The organism is Clostridioides sp. ZZV14-6387 (assembly GCF_020657835.1).
Classification (GTDB): Bacteria; Bacillota; Clostridia; order Peptostreptococcales; family Peptostreptococcaceae; genus Clostridioides; species Clostridioides difficile_A.
The window spans coordinates 114,965-128,843 of sequence record NZ_JAGWCW010000004.1; the positions used below are offsets into that span (position 1 = coordinate 114,965).

Genomic DNA, 13,879 nt, shown 5'->3' on the forward strand with positions numbered 1-13,879 from the left:
AAGTTATTAACTACTTGCACTTTTATAATGCTTCATACCTAACTTCCAAAATCTCCACATAAATAATGTAAACAAGAATACAATTAAGATTGAATATATCAATCCATTCATTGTTATTGTTCCTGACAAAATTTGAGTTGGAATTGTTGACATAATTCCATATGGTAAAATTAAATAGAATAATAATTTAAAAACACCTTCATATATTACTCCAGGAATTTTCATGTTCATTGGTAATAAATTATCTTCTAGTCTCATTATAGCAGAAGATGATATAACAAAAAATGAAACTGTTCGAAGTATAATACCTACATCATAGAAAAGCAATGTCATCAATAATACCATACAGATATACATTATTATTGTGATATAAGTTATTTTTGGATTTAATTCAGATACCCCATATAAAACTATAAGTATACTTGCCAAAATTAATGGAGATGAACCAATATTAATGTTTTCAAATGTCAATCTAAATAGTGGGTCTATTGGTTTTGTAATATAATAATCTAACTCTCCTTCTTGAATCTTCCTTGGAATATCATAAATACCAAAACAGAAAATTGTCATATTTATTGCATTTATTAATGAAAAAGTTCCTATAAATATTAACATCTCTCCATGTTGCCAACCTCCTATTGAGTCTATATGAGAATATATACCATTAAACATTAATAGTTGTAATATAAATAGTGAACTATCTACAAAAAATGCTCCAAAAAAATCAAATCTAAATACCATCATCTTTGATAATTTCATCCTTAATAACATAAATATTATTTTAAAATTTTTTTTCATCATATACCCACCCCATCAAATAGTGTTCTCATTCTTTTATACATGATTTTATTCACTATAAAAAAGAACAAAACCCATAATGATATAATAATCAAGCCTTGTACTGCCTCATTGCTGTTTCTTCCTATTAGTAACATAGATGGTAAATATGTTGTATAATAAAATGGAAATACCTTCATGACTGTTACTAAAACTTCTGGTAAAAGTATAAGTGGTATCATTGTTCCTGTAACAAATTCAGAGATATTTTCAATTATCATTCTAAAAAAACCAATCTCAAGAAATTTAAATGACAAAATACCAATAAAGAAATGGAGTTGCATCATAAAAATAAGCCCTAAAAAAATCATTAAGATTGAAATTACTATTTGAACTGGATTAGATGTAAAAGCAAAATCCAATTTAAATATGAAAATCCATACAAAAGCAGAAATCATGTTAAATACAAAATAGAAACATGTCATTCCAAAATTTTTAGCAATAAAATAATTTTGAACATTAATTGGAATAATCATATATTTTGAAAATGTACCTAGTTTTACACGATTACAGATCTCTTCACTAGTACTCTTTGACATATCAATACCTGATAAAAATGAGCTTATTATGTAATAAGACAACATTGAATTAAATGTAAAACCAGAAACTATTTTATTTTCACCAAAAACTGCTTTCCATAAGATATAAGCAAATAAAATTTTTATAATAGTAAACATCATATTAACTACTACATCAAATCTCCAGATAAGTTGTACTTTAAAATTAATTTTGGCTACTTCATAATATCTTCGGATATTTTGTTTAAATTTATAAAACATTGAATGACTAGAATATACCTGATTGTAGTTACTCACGATACTCCTCACTTCCTTTCTTATATATTCTCTCTACAATATTACCTATATCTTCTTCTTCAATTATCACGTCCTTGACATCATAATTATCAAAAATCCATTTAACAGTTTCATTTCCTCTTTCTTTTGGCATAACTACTGATATCTTATGCTTCGTTTGCTCAATGATTTTACAATCTTTAGGAAATTTAATATCAGCTTCATCAGCGAAACTAACTGTTATTTTTTTATATTTCTGGAAATGATTAAACAATTCTTCTGTAGAGCCATCATATATTTTATGACTATTTTCTACAACGATACTTCTACTACATAGGCTCTTAATATCCTCCATATAATGAGAAGTAAGTATAATAGTAGTCCCCTTTGTTTCATTCACTTCTTTTAGAAAATATCTAATTTGTTTTTGTGCTACTGCATCTAGACCTATTGTTGGCTCGTCTAAGAACAATATTTTAGGATTATGCAGAAGGGCTACTATTAATTCCATTTTCATTCTCTCCCCTAAAGAAAGCGTCCTAACTTGAACGTTTAAATACTCTGATACATCAAATAATTCGATAAAGTAATCCAAGTTTCTTTTATACTCTTCATCAGATATATCATATAACTCTTTAAATAAAAGAAATGTATCTGCTGGTGTCAATTCAAAGAATAATTGACTTTTCTGTCCCATAACAATAGCGTACTGTCTTTTAAAGCTATTTTCCAATTTATTAGGATAATAACCCATAACAGATATATCTCCAGAAGATGGTGAAATAATACCAGTTAGCATCTTAACAAGAGTGGTTTTACCAGCTCCATTTTGACCTATTAATCCAACAAATTCTCCTTCCTCCACTTTTAAATCAAATGATGATATAGCTGTTTTCTCTGTGTATTTCCTGTTAAATAAAGATTTTACACTTCCCATAAGCCCTGCTTCTTTCTCAAATCTTTTATAAGATTTAGTCAGCTGCCTAAGTTCAATTATACTCATTTCAACTACCTCCATATTTTATAATTTATATAAAAAAAGCCCACAGGTATATCTGCCTTTTTCTGTGCATGTATTGACCAGCACAAAAACAGAAAACTCCTGTGGACTAGAAAAGTTAATACTTTCTATTTCAACATAATTATAACCAAAATAATACTATGCAAAATTAATAAAAGCGTAGCAGATTAAAGCCTACTACACCATAGTTTAACAAAGTAATATATATTTCAAATACTATCTGTTGTCATATGTCAGTTATCTATAAAGGCAGAATAAGACACACAAATTAAATGTATCAAAAATACACTTAAAAATTCTGCTTATACAGAATATATGCGTCTCCAACTATTTAATTGTTGGTTACCATTATATAACTCCGACATCAAGGCACTCCTTTCATAGTATCATTATTGACATCATATCATAAAGATTATTTATGTTCAAGTATAGATTAAAACACTAATGCATTTAGATTTATTTTATTTCTTCATAGTTAAATTCAAATCTAATTTACCATTTTTCTTCATAGTTTTAAAATGTAATACTTCTATTAAATTGATTACTTTACTATAATAATTTTATTATAAAAAACATACTTCTCTTTACACATGATGCAATTTATTTAGTTCTATATTATAATATTGTAATAATAGTTTAATTTATAATACACTAAAACTATAAACCGCAAATCTTAAGGGGGTAATCCATGGAAGATAATACAATACAAAAAACATTAAATGATTTATCAAAAAAGATTTGGCATATTTATGTTTTAAATCCAGAAGAAGAAGGTATTAAATTTATTATTTCCTTATTAGATGATAACCTTACATTAATTGGAACAGGAAAACATGAATTTTATGAATCATTAGAAGAATTTATCATGAATCTTAAAAAAGACCAAAAAGAATCAGAACAGATAGACTTTAAAATTATAGATGAATGGTATTCATGTGTCAAAGTCACAGATGAAACTTTTATCGTATATGGAACTCTTTGGGTTATAGAAAAAGATTATTTAGAAAAAGATGTTTATATAGAAATGGATACTCGCTTTACAATAGTATATAAAGTTACAGGTGATATAATTAGACTTATACATGTACACCATTCTATTCCAAATTTTGACCAAATGAAAGATGAATATTATCCTAAAACTATAGCTGAAAAAGCACAAGAAGCATTAGCGATGGCACATGAGTTTAAGCAAAAATCAGAAAAAGACCTCATGACTGGACTATATAATCGACATTTTTTTGAAGTACATATAAAAGAAATGCTTGAAACTGTTTCACATGGCTACTTTTACATTTTTGATTTGGATAATTTCAAACAGGTAAACGATATATTTGGTCATATTCGAGGAGATGAGATACTAATACATTTTTCAGAAATTTTGACTAAAGTATTTATCAATGATGCTATTATCGGAAGACTTGGTGGAGATGAATTTGCTGTTTTTGAATATGGCAATCAATCAAAAGAGGATGTTGAAAATAAAGCAAAAAAGGTTTTAGAATTGTGTTCTAGTAGCAACGCTTGCTCTATAGGTATATCTAAATTAGAAAATAATTTAGAGACCTTTCAGTCTTTATATAAACAGTCAGATTATGCTTTGTATTATTCAAAAAGAAATAATAAAGGAAGTTTTAGTTGGTTTTAGCACTAAATATATTCAAATATAAAGTAACATCCAAAATGGTATACTCTTATTATATGCCATTTTGGACACTTATATAAAATTTATTACTATTCTAACTCATACCTTTTAAAACAAATACTCTTCACAAAATTTCATATGATGTATATACTAATGAGCAAATGCAATGAATAGTCTTTCAATTTGACTTTAGTATAACTCATATTTCTTTCTATTTATCCTTCTAAATAATTGATTCTATTCGCTAGTGACTTAACGCCAAGAAACGAAACTATTATTGAAAATATTGTAGTGGCAATTATTGGTATCATTGTAAGAGGTGAAAGAGATAAAATATTAGTAACTAAAGCACAAAGTATTACTGCTACCACAATTGCTGTTGGTACAGATTTACGCTTGAACCCGACTGACATTGATATTGCTGAAAATCCTCCTGCTATAATGGCCATCATCAATGTTATAAAAATAGACTTACTTATTATACTAATTGAAAGGCTATCATTAACAATTGGAAAAACTGATTCACTTAAGAAAAAAATAACAAACATGAGTAAATTACTCAAAATCATTCCTCCAACAGTAAATAAAGTTACTAATAAGAATTTAGAATAAAATACCTTTTTTCTTTCAATTGGATAAGAAAATAGTAACATAGCTCGTTTGCCGATATATTCATCAATAATAAATCGTGAGTGCATCACAGATCCAAGTACACAAAAACATGCCATATTTATAGAACTAGTAATAGATAGTATACCTATATAATCAAAAAATTCCCCATCTGAACCTATCATAGACATATATGCAAACATATATAGCATACAAAAACTACACATAGTAATGATTCCTGTAGCTATTAGATAAATTTTAACATTGATACGCCTTAATTCTAATCTCATCAAATTATTCATATGTATTTCCCCCATTCATAATATTAAAGAAATACTCTTCTAACCCCTCTGGAAATTTTTCCTTAATAGACAATAAAGTAATTTCTTCCACAATACTACCATTTACAATCACACCAATAATATCTGCTATATACTCAATTTCACTGAGAATATGGCTAGATATTAGAATAGTCATATGTTCTTCTTGAACAAGTCTTATAAAAAGTTCTCTCATTTCTCGTATTCCCATTGGGTCTAGACCATTTATTGGCTCATCAAGTATTAAAATACGTGGTTTATGAATAATCGCTCTAGCTATCCCTAATCGTTGTCTCATTCCAAGAGAAAATTTAGATACAGGCTGTTTCCCTATGTTAACAAGCCCTACATCATTTAATGTTTTTTCAATATTAGCATCAATACAACCCATATACTTAAGGTGTATTTCCAAATTTTCTGTAGCAGAAAGATGGTCATAAAAAATAGGAGATTCAATCATACATCCAAGTTGTTTCAATATCTTGTTATGGCTTTTACCAATATCTAAACCAAGAATATTTATTTGTCCATAAGTTGGATTTAATAATCCTGTTATGAGTTTAAAAATTGTTGTTTTTCCTGCACCATTTGCTCCTAGAAACCCATAAATTACGCCCTGTGGAACTGTCATATTACATCTACAAATAACTTCTTTCTCACCAAAAGTTTTGGTTAAATTTTGAACATTAATAATTTTATTATTCATACTAATATCTCCTCATGTTTTAATTAATAGATACTTCTTTTCACTCTACATTCGGTTATCAAACATAAACACCGACATATCTCCACATACAGTTATATAAATTAACTATTCTTATATAAATCTATAACAGTCATCATATTGACTATTATAGATTATCACAGGCTCAGAATATTGTCAACATGATGACTATAATAACATATTTAAATAATACAATAAATTAATTTTGCCACCAAGGCCTCATTAAAGTAATAAGTTGGTGGCAAATCTAACATGTTAATAGTATATATACTAAGAAAATGAATGCACAGAATAAAAACAACTCTCATCTAGTCGTGGCATGTCGTCCTTTATCATCATCTATATGCATTTCCTTTGTATTCAAACGCTCTTCGCCCAGCATACAATTTAATTAATGAAGATTTTGCAACCCTTGATGAACCAAGCAGAGCCATATTACCTGATAAAGGTTTTTTCCTGTGAGATAATACGTGCAATATACAAATCATTATATTCGATACTCTGAGTGATAAAGCTACTATCTAGACCATATTCCTGTAAATCAATCTGTTTTATATCATTCATTTTTCATCCTCCTTTTCTATCTTCTCAGTAATTTTTTCAAGTGGGAAAGGTGGTTGTGCCAACGGTTTTAGTGCAATAGATATCAATTTCACTTGATTGTCGTCTGCTGCCACTTCCTTAGAACTAAGATGACCACATCGTTTACAAATAAAGTTATCCAGACAGAAATTATCCTGATAATAAGCTCGTTTTCTATTTGTATAATTCATTTTAAATCCTCCTAAAAATAAACATCTTATGCTTTACACTAAATCTCATTTCTTTTTAAAATCTTTTATGAGACTTAGCTAATTTACTAAGTTCAGTAATATTCACTTTTATTACATGAATATCTTGTATTTTATACAAAAAAAGTCCACAGGTATTTGTATCTGCCTTTTTATGTGGTATATATTTACCTACACAAAAACAGAAAACTCCTGTGGACTAAAAAATTTAATATTTTCTATTTCAACATAATTATATTCAAAATAATACTATGTAAAATTAATAAAGGTGTAGCAGATTAAAGCCCACTACACCACAATTTAACAAAGTAATATATAATATTATTATTTGTTGTCATATGTTAGTTATCTATAAAGGCAGAGTAAGACACAACAATTAAATGTATCAAAAATACACTTAAAAATTCTGATTATACAGAATATCTATGTCTCCAACTATTTATTTGTTGGTTACCATTATATAAAACTCTGACATCAGGCAAAACTCTCCTTTTATAATAATATTATTGCTATTTTATCATAAAATATTTTTATATTCAATTACAATTTAATATACCCAGACATTTAACTTTATCTCTTTTTTACTATAAAGGTCAAAACAAATTCTTATTTTTAGCTATACTCTACTATAAAAACTCTATTTAGTTTTGTTTTTATTACTATCTAATACTACTCCAATAAGTAACCCAAAAGATAGACCAATAGCTAAATTTTTAAATATTAAACCCAAAATAACACCAAAGCATAATCCCAATCCCAAATAACTTACGTTCTCATCTTTCATGTCTCTTAATCTCTCCTATCCATATTATATTAAAATAATCTATATTGCCTTTTAAAAGTGCATCTCTTACATTCTTAAATTTTATAAGATTACGAGCTTTGTTCCTTAATTTATCATTTTAAAATTTTAATTTATAAACTAAATTTGCCACCGAAATTAAATTACAGTGGCAAATACAATATATCATCTATATAAATATTACTATTTCTTGACTATCTTAGCTACAGTTTCCACATGTGTAGAGTGTAAAAACTACTATGCTAGATTAACCTACACTCGTTTTTAAAAATTCTAAATAACTACACTAAAAGAAACTACTCTCCTGTGCTACCCTCTATAGAGTTTGTTGTAAAAAACGTTAGTTTTTAAAACGGTAGCAAATCGGTGGCAAAATAAAATTTGCCACCGAATTTATTCATCATCTTTCAAATTTCTAAACTCTTCTTCTAACTTATCTAATTTATCATAATCTAATTCCTCATCATCTCTATGTAATGCTGAAATCAAACTCTTAACTGAATTTTTATGTATATTTTTTATAAATTCTCTTGTTTCAAATCTTTGATATTGTTTTTCTTTTACTAACACATTATAATGTGTATGTTTATCTATTTTCTCTGTTTCTAAAAATTCTCTTCTTTGCAATCTTTTTAATACTGTAAATGTAGTTGTATCTTTCCATTCATATTTTTGTTCCATTGCTTCAACAATTTCTCTTGATGTTAATATTCTATCTGATTCCCAAATATATCTCATAACTTTTAATTCTGCCTCTGGTAATTTACTAATTTTCATGTTATATACCCCTCCATTACCAACTTATGTATAAATAAATTCTATCTCAATAAAGTTTTCCAAACAAGAGAATTTAACCAAATACTCTCATCCAAATTTTACCATATTATTCTTTTAAATTTTTATAATACTCTTCTAATGAATCTAACTTTTCTTTACTTACATTTTTATGTGTAGTAGTTAGTGAACGCATTATTTTTCTACTTTTACTAGATTTTAGAACTTTTTTCTTGAAAGCATAATATTCTTTGTTATCTATTATTATTTTATAATGAGATTTAAATTTTATAATATCTCTAGCCAAATAACCTTTGTCAACCAATCTTTTTAACAGTGTTTTTATTGTACTTTTATGCCATCCATACAACTGTTTTATCTCGCTTACAATTTCTTTTTTAGACATTAGAGAATCTTTTTTCCACAAATACTCCATTACTATTAATTCTGCTCTTAATAATTTTTCTACTAACATTTCTTCTTTCATCTTATGTCGCTCCCTCATTCAGTCTAACTTAAACTAATAATAGGAGCTTTTTAACACAAAAACTACAGGTAAGTTTTACCATACATTCTACATATTTAGTTTGTTTTTATATATAAAAAAGATTATTCATATCTACAAATTTATTCAATTTTCAAACACATATGTTGAATAATAAGTAGTTCTATTGTATTATTTTATTTGTAGAATAAAACTAAATCGGCAAAACTAGAGAAATTTAGTGGCATAAGTATATATTAACTGAGACTTGTAAAATGAATTATAAGTTATATTGGTAAGTTATTAAAAACATACAATTTTTGTTTTTATGAAAGTTTTTTAGGTAGGTAATAATATATACATTTAAAAATAAATTGTATGGATATACGCATATATTGACTGCTGATACTGATAATTCATATGGTTATTGTGATTTTACAGATACACAGTTGAATAATTTTATATTAAAGCATGGAGAAAATGTAGTAGAATATAGTCTGCATAAAGTAATGATACTGATAAGTAAATATAATTAGATATGTTTTATTTTCTAGAAAACCCTTTTAGTTTTATCTACCTCTAAACAATCTTATTATAAAAGATTAATTAATTTATATCATTTTATCTTGTATAAATCATATCTTTTCTAGTGGTATACTTCACATATCCTAGTAATTTAAATATAATTACTAAATAATTTACTAGATAATTTATTTATTTATTTTATTGACATTTAGTAAATACTTTAGTAAAATAAACTTAACAAAATTTTTAAATAAAAGGAGATTGATAAAATGAGAGTACCTGAATATTTGTCACACAAACCTATAGTGGCGGTAGATAATTATGATAGGATTGATGGAAAGTATGCAAACAATTCTGATGCAAAAGCTTTATCTTTAGGAAAAGCACAATGGAGTGATGATGACAATGTTGAAATTTCAGCTAAAGTTTGGAGACATACTGGAGGGAAATGGTCTAGACAGAGTGAAGAATTACCTCTACATAGAGTATTGGATTTAGCTATACTAATATTATCAATAGATATTCCAGAAGATGGCAACATCTCAAATACTAATTTAGATGAAGTTATCTTAAATGAATCTGATAAAAAAATATTAGAAAAGTTTTTAAAGGAAAATGATAAATATCTAAAACCTAGAAAGCAAGAATTAAAAAGACTCCTAGATAAAATAAATTTAGAAGATTAGAGCAAATTAACTAAGTAGGTGAATAAATTGTACAATTTTAAGACTTACATACTGAAAAGAGTGGTAAATAACAAGCAACTAGAGATAACTCGAAGTTTTGACTTAGACAATCTAATTTGTACTGCAAAAGAAATTTTGAAAGATAATAAGATTGATTTGATAATTATTGATGAAGTAAACAAGGTTGTTTGGAGAAATGAAAAAAGCACTCCCGCTCATGAGAATGCTTAATTGCAACTATAGAAGTGTACTGCGAATACACTTCTATTTTTTTATTATATCATATAATTTATGTTGTTAAAAAGAGCTATTTAAATCAATTTTAAGGTATGTTGAGTAAGATTCTTGATAGTTTATATGTTGATGAATTTCAAAAAAAATAAGCACTCTTATAAAAAGAGTACTTTTGGTATATATTCAAACATTTATCTAATACAATTATAGCATGTCTTATGTTTTAGTATGATAATTTTCGTTCGTTTTATTATTACAATATGTATTATATTTCATTATAAGATATAAACTTATAATACATGAAATTTATCTCATATACTTAATTTATATTAAGTTTTATTATATGTTTTATTAATATTTAATATAGTTAATTCTTAAGAATTATATTCTACAATAATAATATATATCTTTGATATATAACTAATTTAAAATGGAGGTATTTTATGAAACTAAGAAATCCAAAGATTAAGAAATTGTTATCAGTAGCATTATTAGCAGCTCTTATAGGTATACCTATTGGACAAACTGCCAATGCAATGGAAATTTCAAATGACATCCCAAGTTATATAGAAAACAATCCAACAACAATAGAAGACTTGGAAATCAATGACTCTCAATTACCTAAACCAGGTACAGTTACATACATAGATATAAATAAGCTAATTAAAAACCTTAAGGAAAACGGTATCGACACTACTCTTATTGAAAATGAATTATATTATAGAAAAGCTGGAACAAATAAAATAGTTTGGACTAAGACAGGCTTTGATTTATATCTTTCTAAAGGAGTTGTATTAACTTTAGCTGGTGCTGGTACAGGGGTTGCAGGACTTTTGGCTGGTGCCATTCCGGGTATAGGACAGTATCTTGCAGCTGCTATAGTTGGAGCAATTACAATGCATCTTGGTTCAAATATAACATCTGGAAAAATCTTTAAATTTAAAAAAATGCGTTATAATAAAGGTGGGGCTTATGTAACTAAATACTACTTACAATCTGTAAGAAATCAATAGGTGATAAAATGATTATAAAATATCTACTTTTTGCAATTGTCTCAGCATTAATTTTATTCTTTTGTAATAAAACATTACAACTAAGTAAATTACACAAGTTCATTATATTATTTGTTTCATTTTTTATACTGACTTTTGTAGCCTCATTCATTAGTAGATAAAAAATAAGATGGCGGGGTTAACCTACCATCTTATTTTTTATTTAATATTTGTAATATTTTAGATACTCTTTATACTTGTGTTGCTGATATACTTTTATTAGGAAAATTAAATCTAATATATGAATTGGTTGTTATATTATAAAGGAGGTATCTACTATGGATTTTGGTAATCTTTATCTTGTACTTATTGGAATAGCAGTTATAATAGTAACTACAATAAGATATTTAATTAAAGGTAAAACTAATTATTGTAAGAAAAAATATTTAGATAAATTAGAATTAAAATATGGAAATATAGATAGAGAAAAAGTTGTTAAACTAGAAATATTTTATCAGTATTTAACAGGTCTTGAATACATAGCAATAGGTTTATTCACAAGAAGATTAGATATTACAATATTAGCAATAATATTATCAGCCATTATAACAGGGGTATTTTACTATTTAATTAGAAAGAAATATATAACTCTGTAAAAAATAGTACCTTGTAAAAAATAAATCTATCATTATACTCTATTTTCAGCTAAAATCGTTCGACAAATTGCTGATATAAATTCTTAAATATGCTATAAATTAAAGTATATTAGACATTAATTTATGGAGGTATAAAATATGTTTCTAAATGATATATTTGATATTATTAAATTTAATAAAAAAAGCCCTATAGAACAGTTATATGTTATTCAAGAAGAAGAAAAGCCAGATATAAAAGAAGCTGAGGAATATTATAGATGCAATTACAGATTTTATAATTCTCTTAAGGAGATGGATTCAATAGAAAATATAAAAACAGAAAAAACACGCATCAAAACTGTATTAGATTCTAAAAATAATCCATCAATTCCATTTGCAATTGCTATTATTGCTGCATTTATATCAATTTTCTTTAGTCTAATTACTAACAATATTATAAAAGATTTTTCTACTGCTTGTTGTATAATACTGCTTTTTTTTGGTACTTATTTATGTTTAATATGTGAATCTCAGCAAAAATGGGATAGTCGCCAAAAATTCTATATCAGTTCGCTGCAAGTATTAGATAATATGGAAAGTAAAAAACTTAAAGAAAGAAAGTATAAAAAAAGAAGGTAGCAACTATCTCCAGTTGCTACCTTCACTCTATCTATCAATAAAATCTAATGCTTTGTAAAGTGTATCAAACCTATCATTACCCTTTATCATAGTAAATTTTTCTTTAGTCATAGAACCTATCTTCTCACATGCTCCACCGCCTACAACATAAAGATTTTGCGTCTGACCTGGTACGTAATCTTTTATATCACATATCAGTATTTTCCCATCATTATAACCCCAACCAACTACAGTTGCAGGGATTTTGTCAACTTCTCCATCATAAACAATTGTATGTTTGTACATCTGTTTAACTCCCTCATTATTTATATTTTTATTTAATACACCTTCTACAATTAACTTAGCAATACCTTCATGACCTAGTTTCTTAGCTTTCTCATAATCTTCTTTATTATCACAGAAGAAACTTTCAATTAGTATTGCAGTAGGTTTAGAACTATTTAAAATATATAAACTTTTATCTAATTTAGCACCTCTATTTTTAAATACTGTACCTAGTTTATCACATATTCTAGTTGCATACTCTAAGCCTTTATTACTATAATATAGGACTTCTGAACCTTTACCTTGACCGTTACTTGCATTTAAATGTAACTCTATAAGTAAATCATATCCTCCACTATTAACTCTAGGTATTTTATAAGACTTTTCTTCATTCTTAGTTTTAAACTGCTTTTCTGGGCATATTATTACATCTACCTTATGCCCTTCTTTTCTAAATGTATCTGCTAATACTGGTGCAAGAGATTTGTTGTATTGATACTCGTTAACTACTCCATCAGCAGAAGTACATGCTCCACTTTTTAAAATACTGTGTCCTACTGTTATACATATTTTCATTATTTATTTTCCTCCTTCAACTGTTTGTAAGTTTGGTTTATACCTATTGATATACCCCAACAAATCACGCCTTGTAAGACTGCAACAGGACTTAGTCCTAACATCCAAATAGAAAATCCTATACCAAGTATTAATAACACTACTGGAATATATTTGTTATCTAGTTGCTTATACTTCTTACAGCCCTTACCTATAATAGAGAGAGCAGCTACTAAAATTAGCAACTGCTCTGGTATAAAACTTATTAAATTATCCATCTCTTATCCTCCTAATTAATTAAAATATTCCTCTTTGAACTGCAAATATAAAGAACCCTACAAGTGTTGTAATCATTGTACCAATTAGCCATTTGAGCATACTTGTAAGTGAGTTTAGATTCTCACACAATGCTTTTAACTCTGCTTTAGACTCTATATTTGCTATTTTTAATTCGTCTATTTCTTCTCCATGTTTATTTATTCTTGTTTCATGTCTTTTTAAATCTGCTTCGAAAAGTTCTTCATTCATGAAAACCTCCTAATTTTTGAATT

At 26.7% G+C, this 13,879-nt stretch carries 20 protein-coding genes; 7 read left to right on the forward strand and 13 right to left on the reverse strand.

The features are described from left to right. Positions 1–6: 6 nt before the first annotated feature. From KGF38_RS03710 to KGF38_RS03720, 3 genes are read right to left on the reverse strand one after another with little or no spacing between them, the layout of a single operon-like run. On the reverse strand, positions 7–801 hold the full coding sequence (locus KGF38_RS03710; protein ID WP_176702494.1) for an ABC-2 family transporter protein: 795 nt from the start codon (positions 799–801) through the stop codon (positions 7–9). Beyond that, the gene (locus KGF38_RS03715) at positions 798–1,652 is read right to left on the reverse strand and encodes an ABC transporter permease (protein ID WP_227832164.1); all 855 of its coding nucleotides are present in this window, start codon (positions 1,650–1,652) and stop codon (positions 798–800) included. The genes KGF38_RS03710 and KGF38_RS03715 overlap by 4 nt, the downstream gene beginning before the upstream one ends. Continuing rightward, the gene (locus KGF38_RS03720) at positions 1,645–2,634 is read right to left on the reverse strand and encodes an ATP-binding cassette domain-containing protein (protein ID WP_074179251.1); all 990 of its coding nucleotides are present in this window, start codon (positions 2,632–2,634) and stop codon (positions 1,645–1,647) included. Before KGF38_RS03720 ends, KGF38_RS03715 begins: the two co-directional genes overlap by 8 nt. A gap of 706 nt (positions 2,635–3,340) precedes the next feature. On the opposite strand from KGF38_RS03720, the gene KGF38_RS03725 reads away from it, so the two are divergent. Then, the gene (locus KGF38_RS03725; protein ID WP_074179250.1) at positions 3,341–4,297 is read left to right on the forward strand and encodes a GGDEF domain-containing protein; all 957 of its coding nucleotides are present in this window, start codon (positions 3,341–3,343) and stop codon (positions 4,295–4,297) included. Between the two features lie 212 nt (positions 4,298–4,509). Here the strand turns inward: KGF38_RS03725 and KGF38_RS03730 are convergent, their stop codons facing one another. From KGF38_RS03730 to KGF38_RS03755, 7 genes are all read right to left on the reverse strand, one after another. Next, entirely contained in the window at positions 4,510–5,205 is a 696-nt protein-coding gene (locus KGF38_RS03730) for a hypothetical protein (RefSeq protein WP_074179249.1), read from the reverse strand. Next, positions 5,198–5,929: an ABC transporter ATP-binding protein gene (locus KGF38_RS03735; RefSeq protein ID WP_074179248.1), complete on the reverse strand. Its 732-nt coding sequence runs from the start codon at positions 5,927–5,929 to the stop codon at positions 5,198–5,200. The genes KGF38_RS03730 and KGF38_RS03735 overlap by 8 nt, the downstream gene beginning before the upstream one ends. 453 nt (positions 5,930–6,382) lie before the next feature. After that, the gene (locus KGF38_RS20330) at positions 6,383–6,511 is read right to left on the reverse strand and encodes a hypothetical protein (RefSeq protein WP_255645921.1); all 129 of its coding nucleotides are present in this window, start codon (positions 6,509–6,511) and stop codon (positions 6,383–6,385) included. Beyond that, positions 6,508–6,720: a hypothetical protein gene (locus KGF38_RS03740; RefSeq protein ID WP_074179247.1), complete on the reverse strand. Its 213-nt coding sequence runs from the start codon at positions 6,718–6,720 to the stop codon at positions 6,508–6,510. Before KGF38_RS03740 ends, KGF38_RS20330 begins: the two co-directional genes overlap by 4 nt. Positions 6,721–7,375: 655 nt before the next feature. Continuing rightward, the gene (locus tag KGF38_RS03745; RefSeq protein ID WP_176702493.1) at positions 7,376–7,522 is read right to left on the reverse strand and encodes a hypothetical protein; all 147 of its coding nucleotides are present in this window, start codon (positions 7,520–7,522) and stop codon (positions 7,376–7,378) included. 411 nt (positions 7,523–7,933) lie between these two features. Further along, entirely contained in the window at positions 7,934–8,317 is a 384-nt protein-coding gene (locus KGF38_RS03750) for a BlaI/MecI/CopY family transcriptional regulator (RefSeq protein WP_077745274.1), read from the reverse strand. 106 nt (positions 8,318–8,423) lie between these two features. After that, a complete protein-coding gene (locus KGF38_RS03755; RefSeq protein WP_227832165.1) occupies positions 8,424–8,801 on the reverse strand; it encodes a BlaI/MecI/CopY family transcriptional regulator in 378 nt (125 codons plus the stop codon). Positions 8,802–9,172: 371 nt separating this feature from the next. Here KGF38_RS03755 and KGF38_RS03760 point away from each other — a divergent pair, with 371 nt between their 5' ends. The 6 genes from KGF38_RS03760 (at position 9,173) to KGF38_RS03785 (ending at position 12,509) form a co-directional block, all read left to right on the forward strand. After that, positions 9,173–9,334, forward strand: a complete 162-nt coding sequence (locus KGF38_RS03760; RefSeq protein WP_227832166.1) for a hypothetical protein — start codon at positions 9,173–9,175, stop codon at positions 9,332–9,334. A gap of 258 nt (positions 9,335–9,592) precedes the next feature. After that, complete coding sequence (locus tag KGF38_RS03765; RefSeq protein WP_227832167.1) at positions 9,593–10,009, forward strand: DUF6530 family protein; 417 nt, start codon at positions 9,593–9,595, stop codon at positions 10,007–10,009. A 27-nt stretch (positions 10,010–10,036) separates the two neighbouring features. Beyond that, a complete protein-coding gene (locus tag KGF38_RS03770; protein ID WP_255645926.1) occupies positions 10,037–10,240 on the forward strand; it encodes a hypothetical protein in 204 nt (67 codons plus the stop codon). Positions 10,241–10,686: 446 nt separating this feature from the next. Further along, positions 10,687–11,256 carry a hypothetical protein gene (locus KGF38_RS03775; RefSeq protein WP_227832169.1) on the forward strand — a complete coding sequence of 190 codons (570 nt, stop codon included), beginning with the start codon at positions 10,687–10,689 and terminating at the stop codon, positions 11,254–11,256. Between the two features lie 317 nt (positions 11,257–11,573). Next, a complete protein-coding gene (locus KGF38_RS03780) occupies positions 11,574–11,891 on the forward strand; it encodes a hypothetical protein (RefSeq protein ID WP_227832170.1) in 318 nt (105 codons plus the stop codon). 138 nt (positions 11,892–12,029) lie between these two features. Next, positions 12,030–12,509 carry a hypothetical protein gene (locus KGF38_RS03785; RefSeq protein ID WP_227832171.1) on the forward strand — a complete coding sequence of 160 codons (480 nt, stop codon included), beginning with the start codon at positions 12,030–12,032 and terminating at the stop codon, positions 12,507–12,509. A 27-nt stretch (positions 12,510–12,536) separates the two neighbouring features. On the opposite strand, the gene KGF38_RS03790 is transcribed toward KGF38_RS03785, so the two are convergent. From KGF38_RS03790 to KGF38_RS03800, 3 genes are read right to left on the reverse strand one after another with little or no spacing between them, the layout of a single operon-like run. Further along, entirely contained in the window at positions 12,537–13,349 is an 813-nt protein-coding gene (locus tag KGF38_RS03790) for an N-acetylmuramoyl-L-alanine amidase (protein WP_227832172.1), read from the reverse strand. After that, positions 13,349–13,606, reverse strand: a complete 258-nt coding sequence (locus KGF38_RS03795) for a phage holin family protein (RefSeq protein ID WP_009898413.1) — start codon at positions 13,604–13,606, stop codon at positions 13,349–13,351. Before KGF38_RS03795 ends, KGF38_RS03790 begins: the two co-directional genes overlap by 1 nt. Before the next feature lie 19 nt (positions 13,607–13,625). Next, entirely contained in the window at positions 13,626–13,856 is a 231-nt protein-coding gene (locus KGF38_RS03800; protein ID WP_009898415.1) for a hemolysin XhlA family protein, read from the reverse strand. Between the last annotated feature and the right edge of the window lie 23 nt (positions 13,857–13,879).

Coding starts and splice junctions, on each gene's coding strand:
- KGF38_RS03710 (WP_176702494.1), bottom strand. CDS start 801: ATGATGAAAAAAAATTTTAAAATAATATTTATGTTATTAAGGATGAAA.
- KGF38_RS03720 (WP_074179251.1), bottom strand. CDS start 2,634: ATGAGTATAATTGAACTTAGGCAGCTGACTAAATCTTATAAAAGATTT.
- KGF38_RS03725 (WP_074179250.1), top strand. CDS start 3,341: ATGGAAGATAATACAATACAAAAAACATTAAATGATTTATCAAAAAAG.
- KGF38_RS03730 (WP_074179249.1), bottom strand. CDS start 5,205: ATGAATAATTTGATGAGATTAGAATTAAGGCGTATCAATGTTAAAATT.
- KGF38_RS03735 (WP_074179248.1), bottom strand. CDS start 5,929: ATGAATAATAAAATTATTAATGTTCAAAATTTAACCAAAACTTTTGGT.
- KGF38_RS20330 (WP_255645921.1), bottom strand. CDS start 6,511: ATGAATGATATAAAACAGATTGATTTACAGGAATATGGTCTAGATAGT.
- KGF38_RS03740 (WP_074179247.1), bottom strand. CDS start 6,720: ATGAATTATACAAATAGAAAACGAGCTTATTATCAGGATAATTTCTGT.
- KGF38_RS03745 (WP_176702493.1), bottom strand. CDS start 7,522: ATGAAAGATGAGAACGTAAGTTATTTGGGATTGGGATTATGCTTTGGT.
- KGF38_RS03750 (WP_077745274.1), bottom strand. CDS start 8,317: ATGAAAATTAGTAAATTACCAGAGGCAGAATTAAAAGTTATGAGATAT.
- KGF38_RS03755 (WP_227832165.1), bottom strand. CDS start 8,801: ATGAAAGAAGAAATGTTAGTAGAAAAATTATTAAGAGCAGAATTAATA.
- KGF38_RS03765 (WP_227832167.1), top strand. CDS start 9,593: ATGAGAGTACCTGAATATTTGTCACACAAACCTATAGTGGCGGTAGAT.
- KGF38_RS03775 (WP_227832169.1), top strand. CDS start 10,687: ATGAAACTAAGAAATCCAAAGATTAAGAAATTGTTATCAGTAGCATTA.
- KGF38_RS03780 (WP_227832170.1), top strand. CDS start 11,574: ATGGATTTTGGTAATCTTTATCTTGTACTTATTGGAATAGCAGTTATA.
- KGF38_RS03785 (WP_227832171.1), top strand. CDS start 12,030: ATGTTTCTAAATGATATATTTGATATTATTAAATTTAATAAAAAAAGC.
- KGF38_RS03790 (WP_227832172.1), bottom strand. CDS start 13,349: ATGAAAATATGTATAACAGTAGGACACAGTATTTTAAAAAGTGGAGCA.
- KGF38_RS03795 (WP_009898413.1), bottom strand. CDS start 13,606: ATGGATAATTTAATAAGTTTTATACCAGAGCAGTTGCTAATTTTAGTA.
- KGF38_RS03800 (WP_009898415.1), bottom strand. CDS start 13,856: ATGAATGAAGAACTTTTCGAAGCAGATTTAAAAAGACATGAAACAAGA.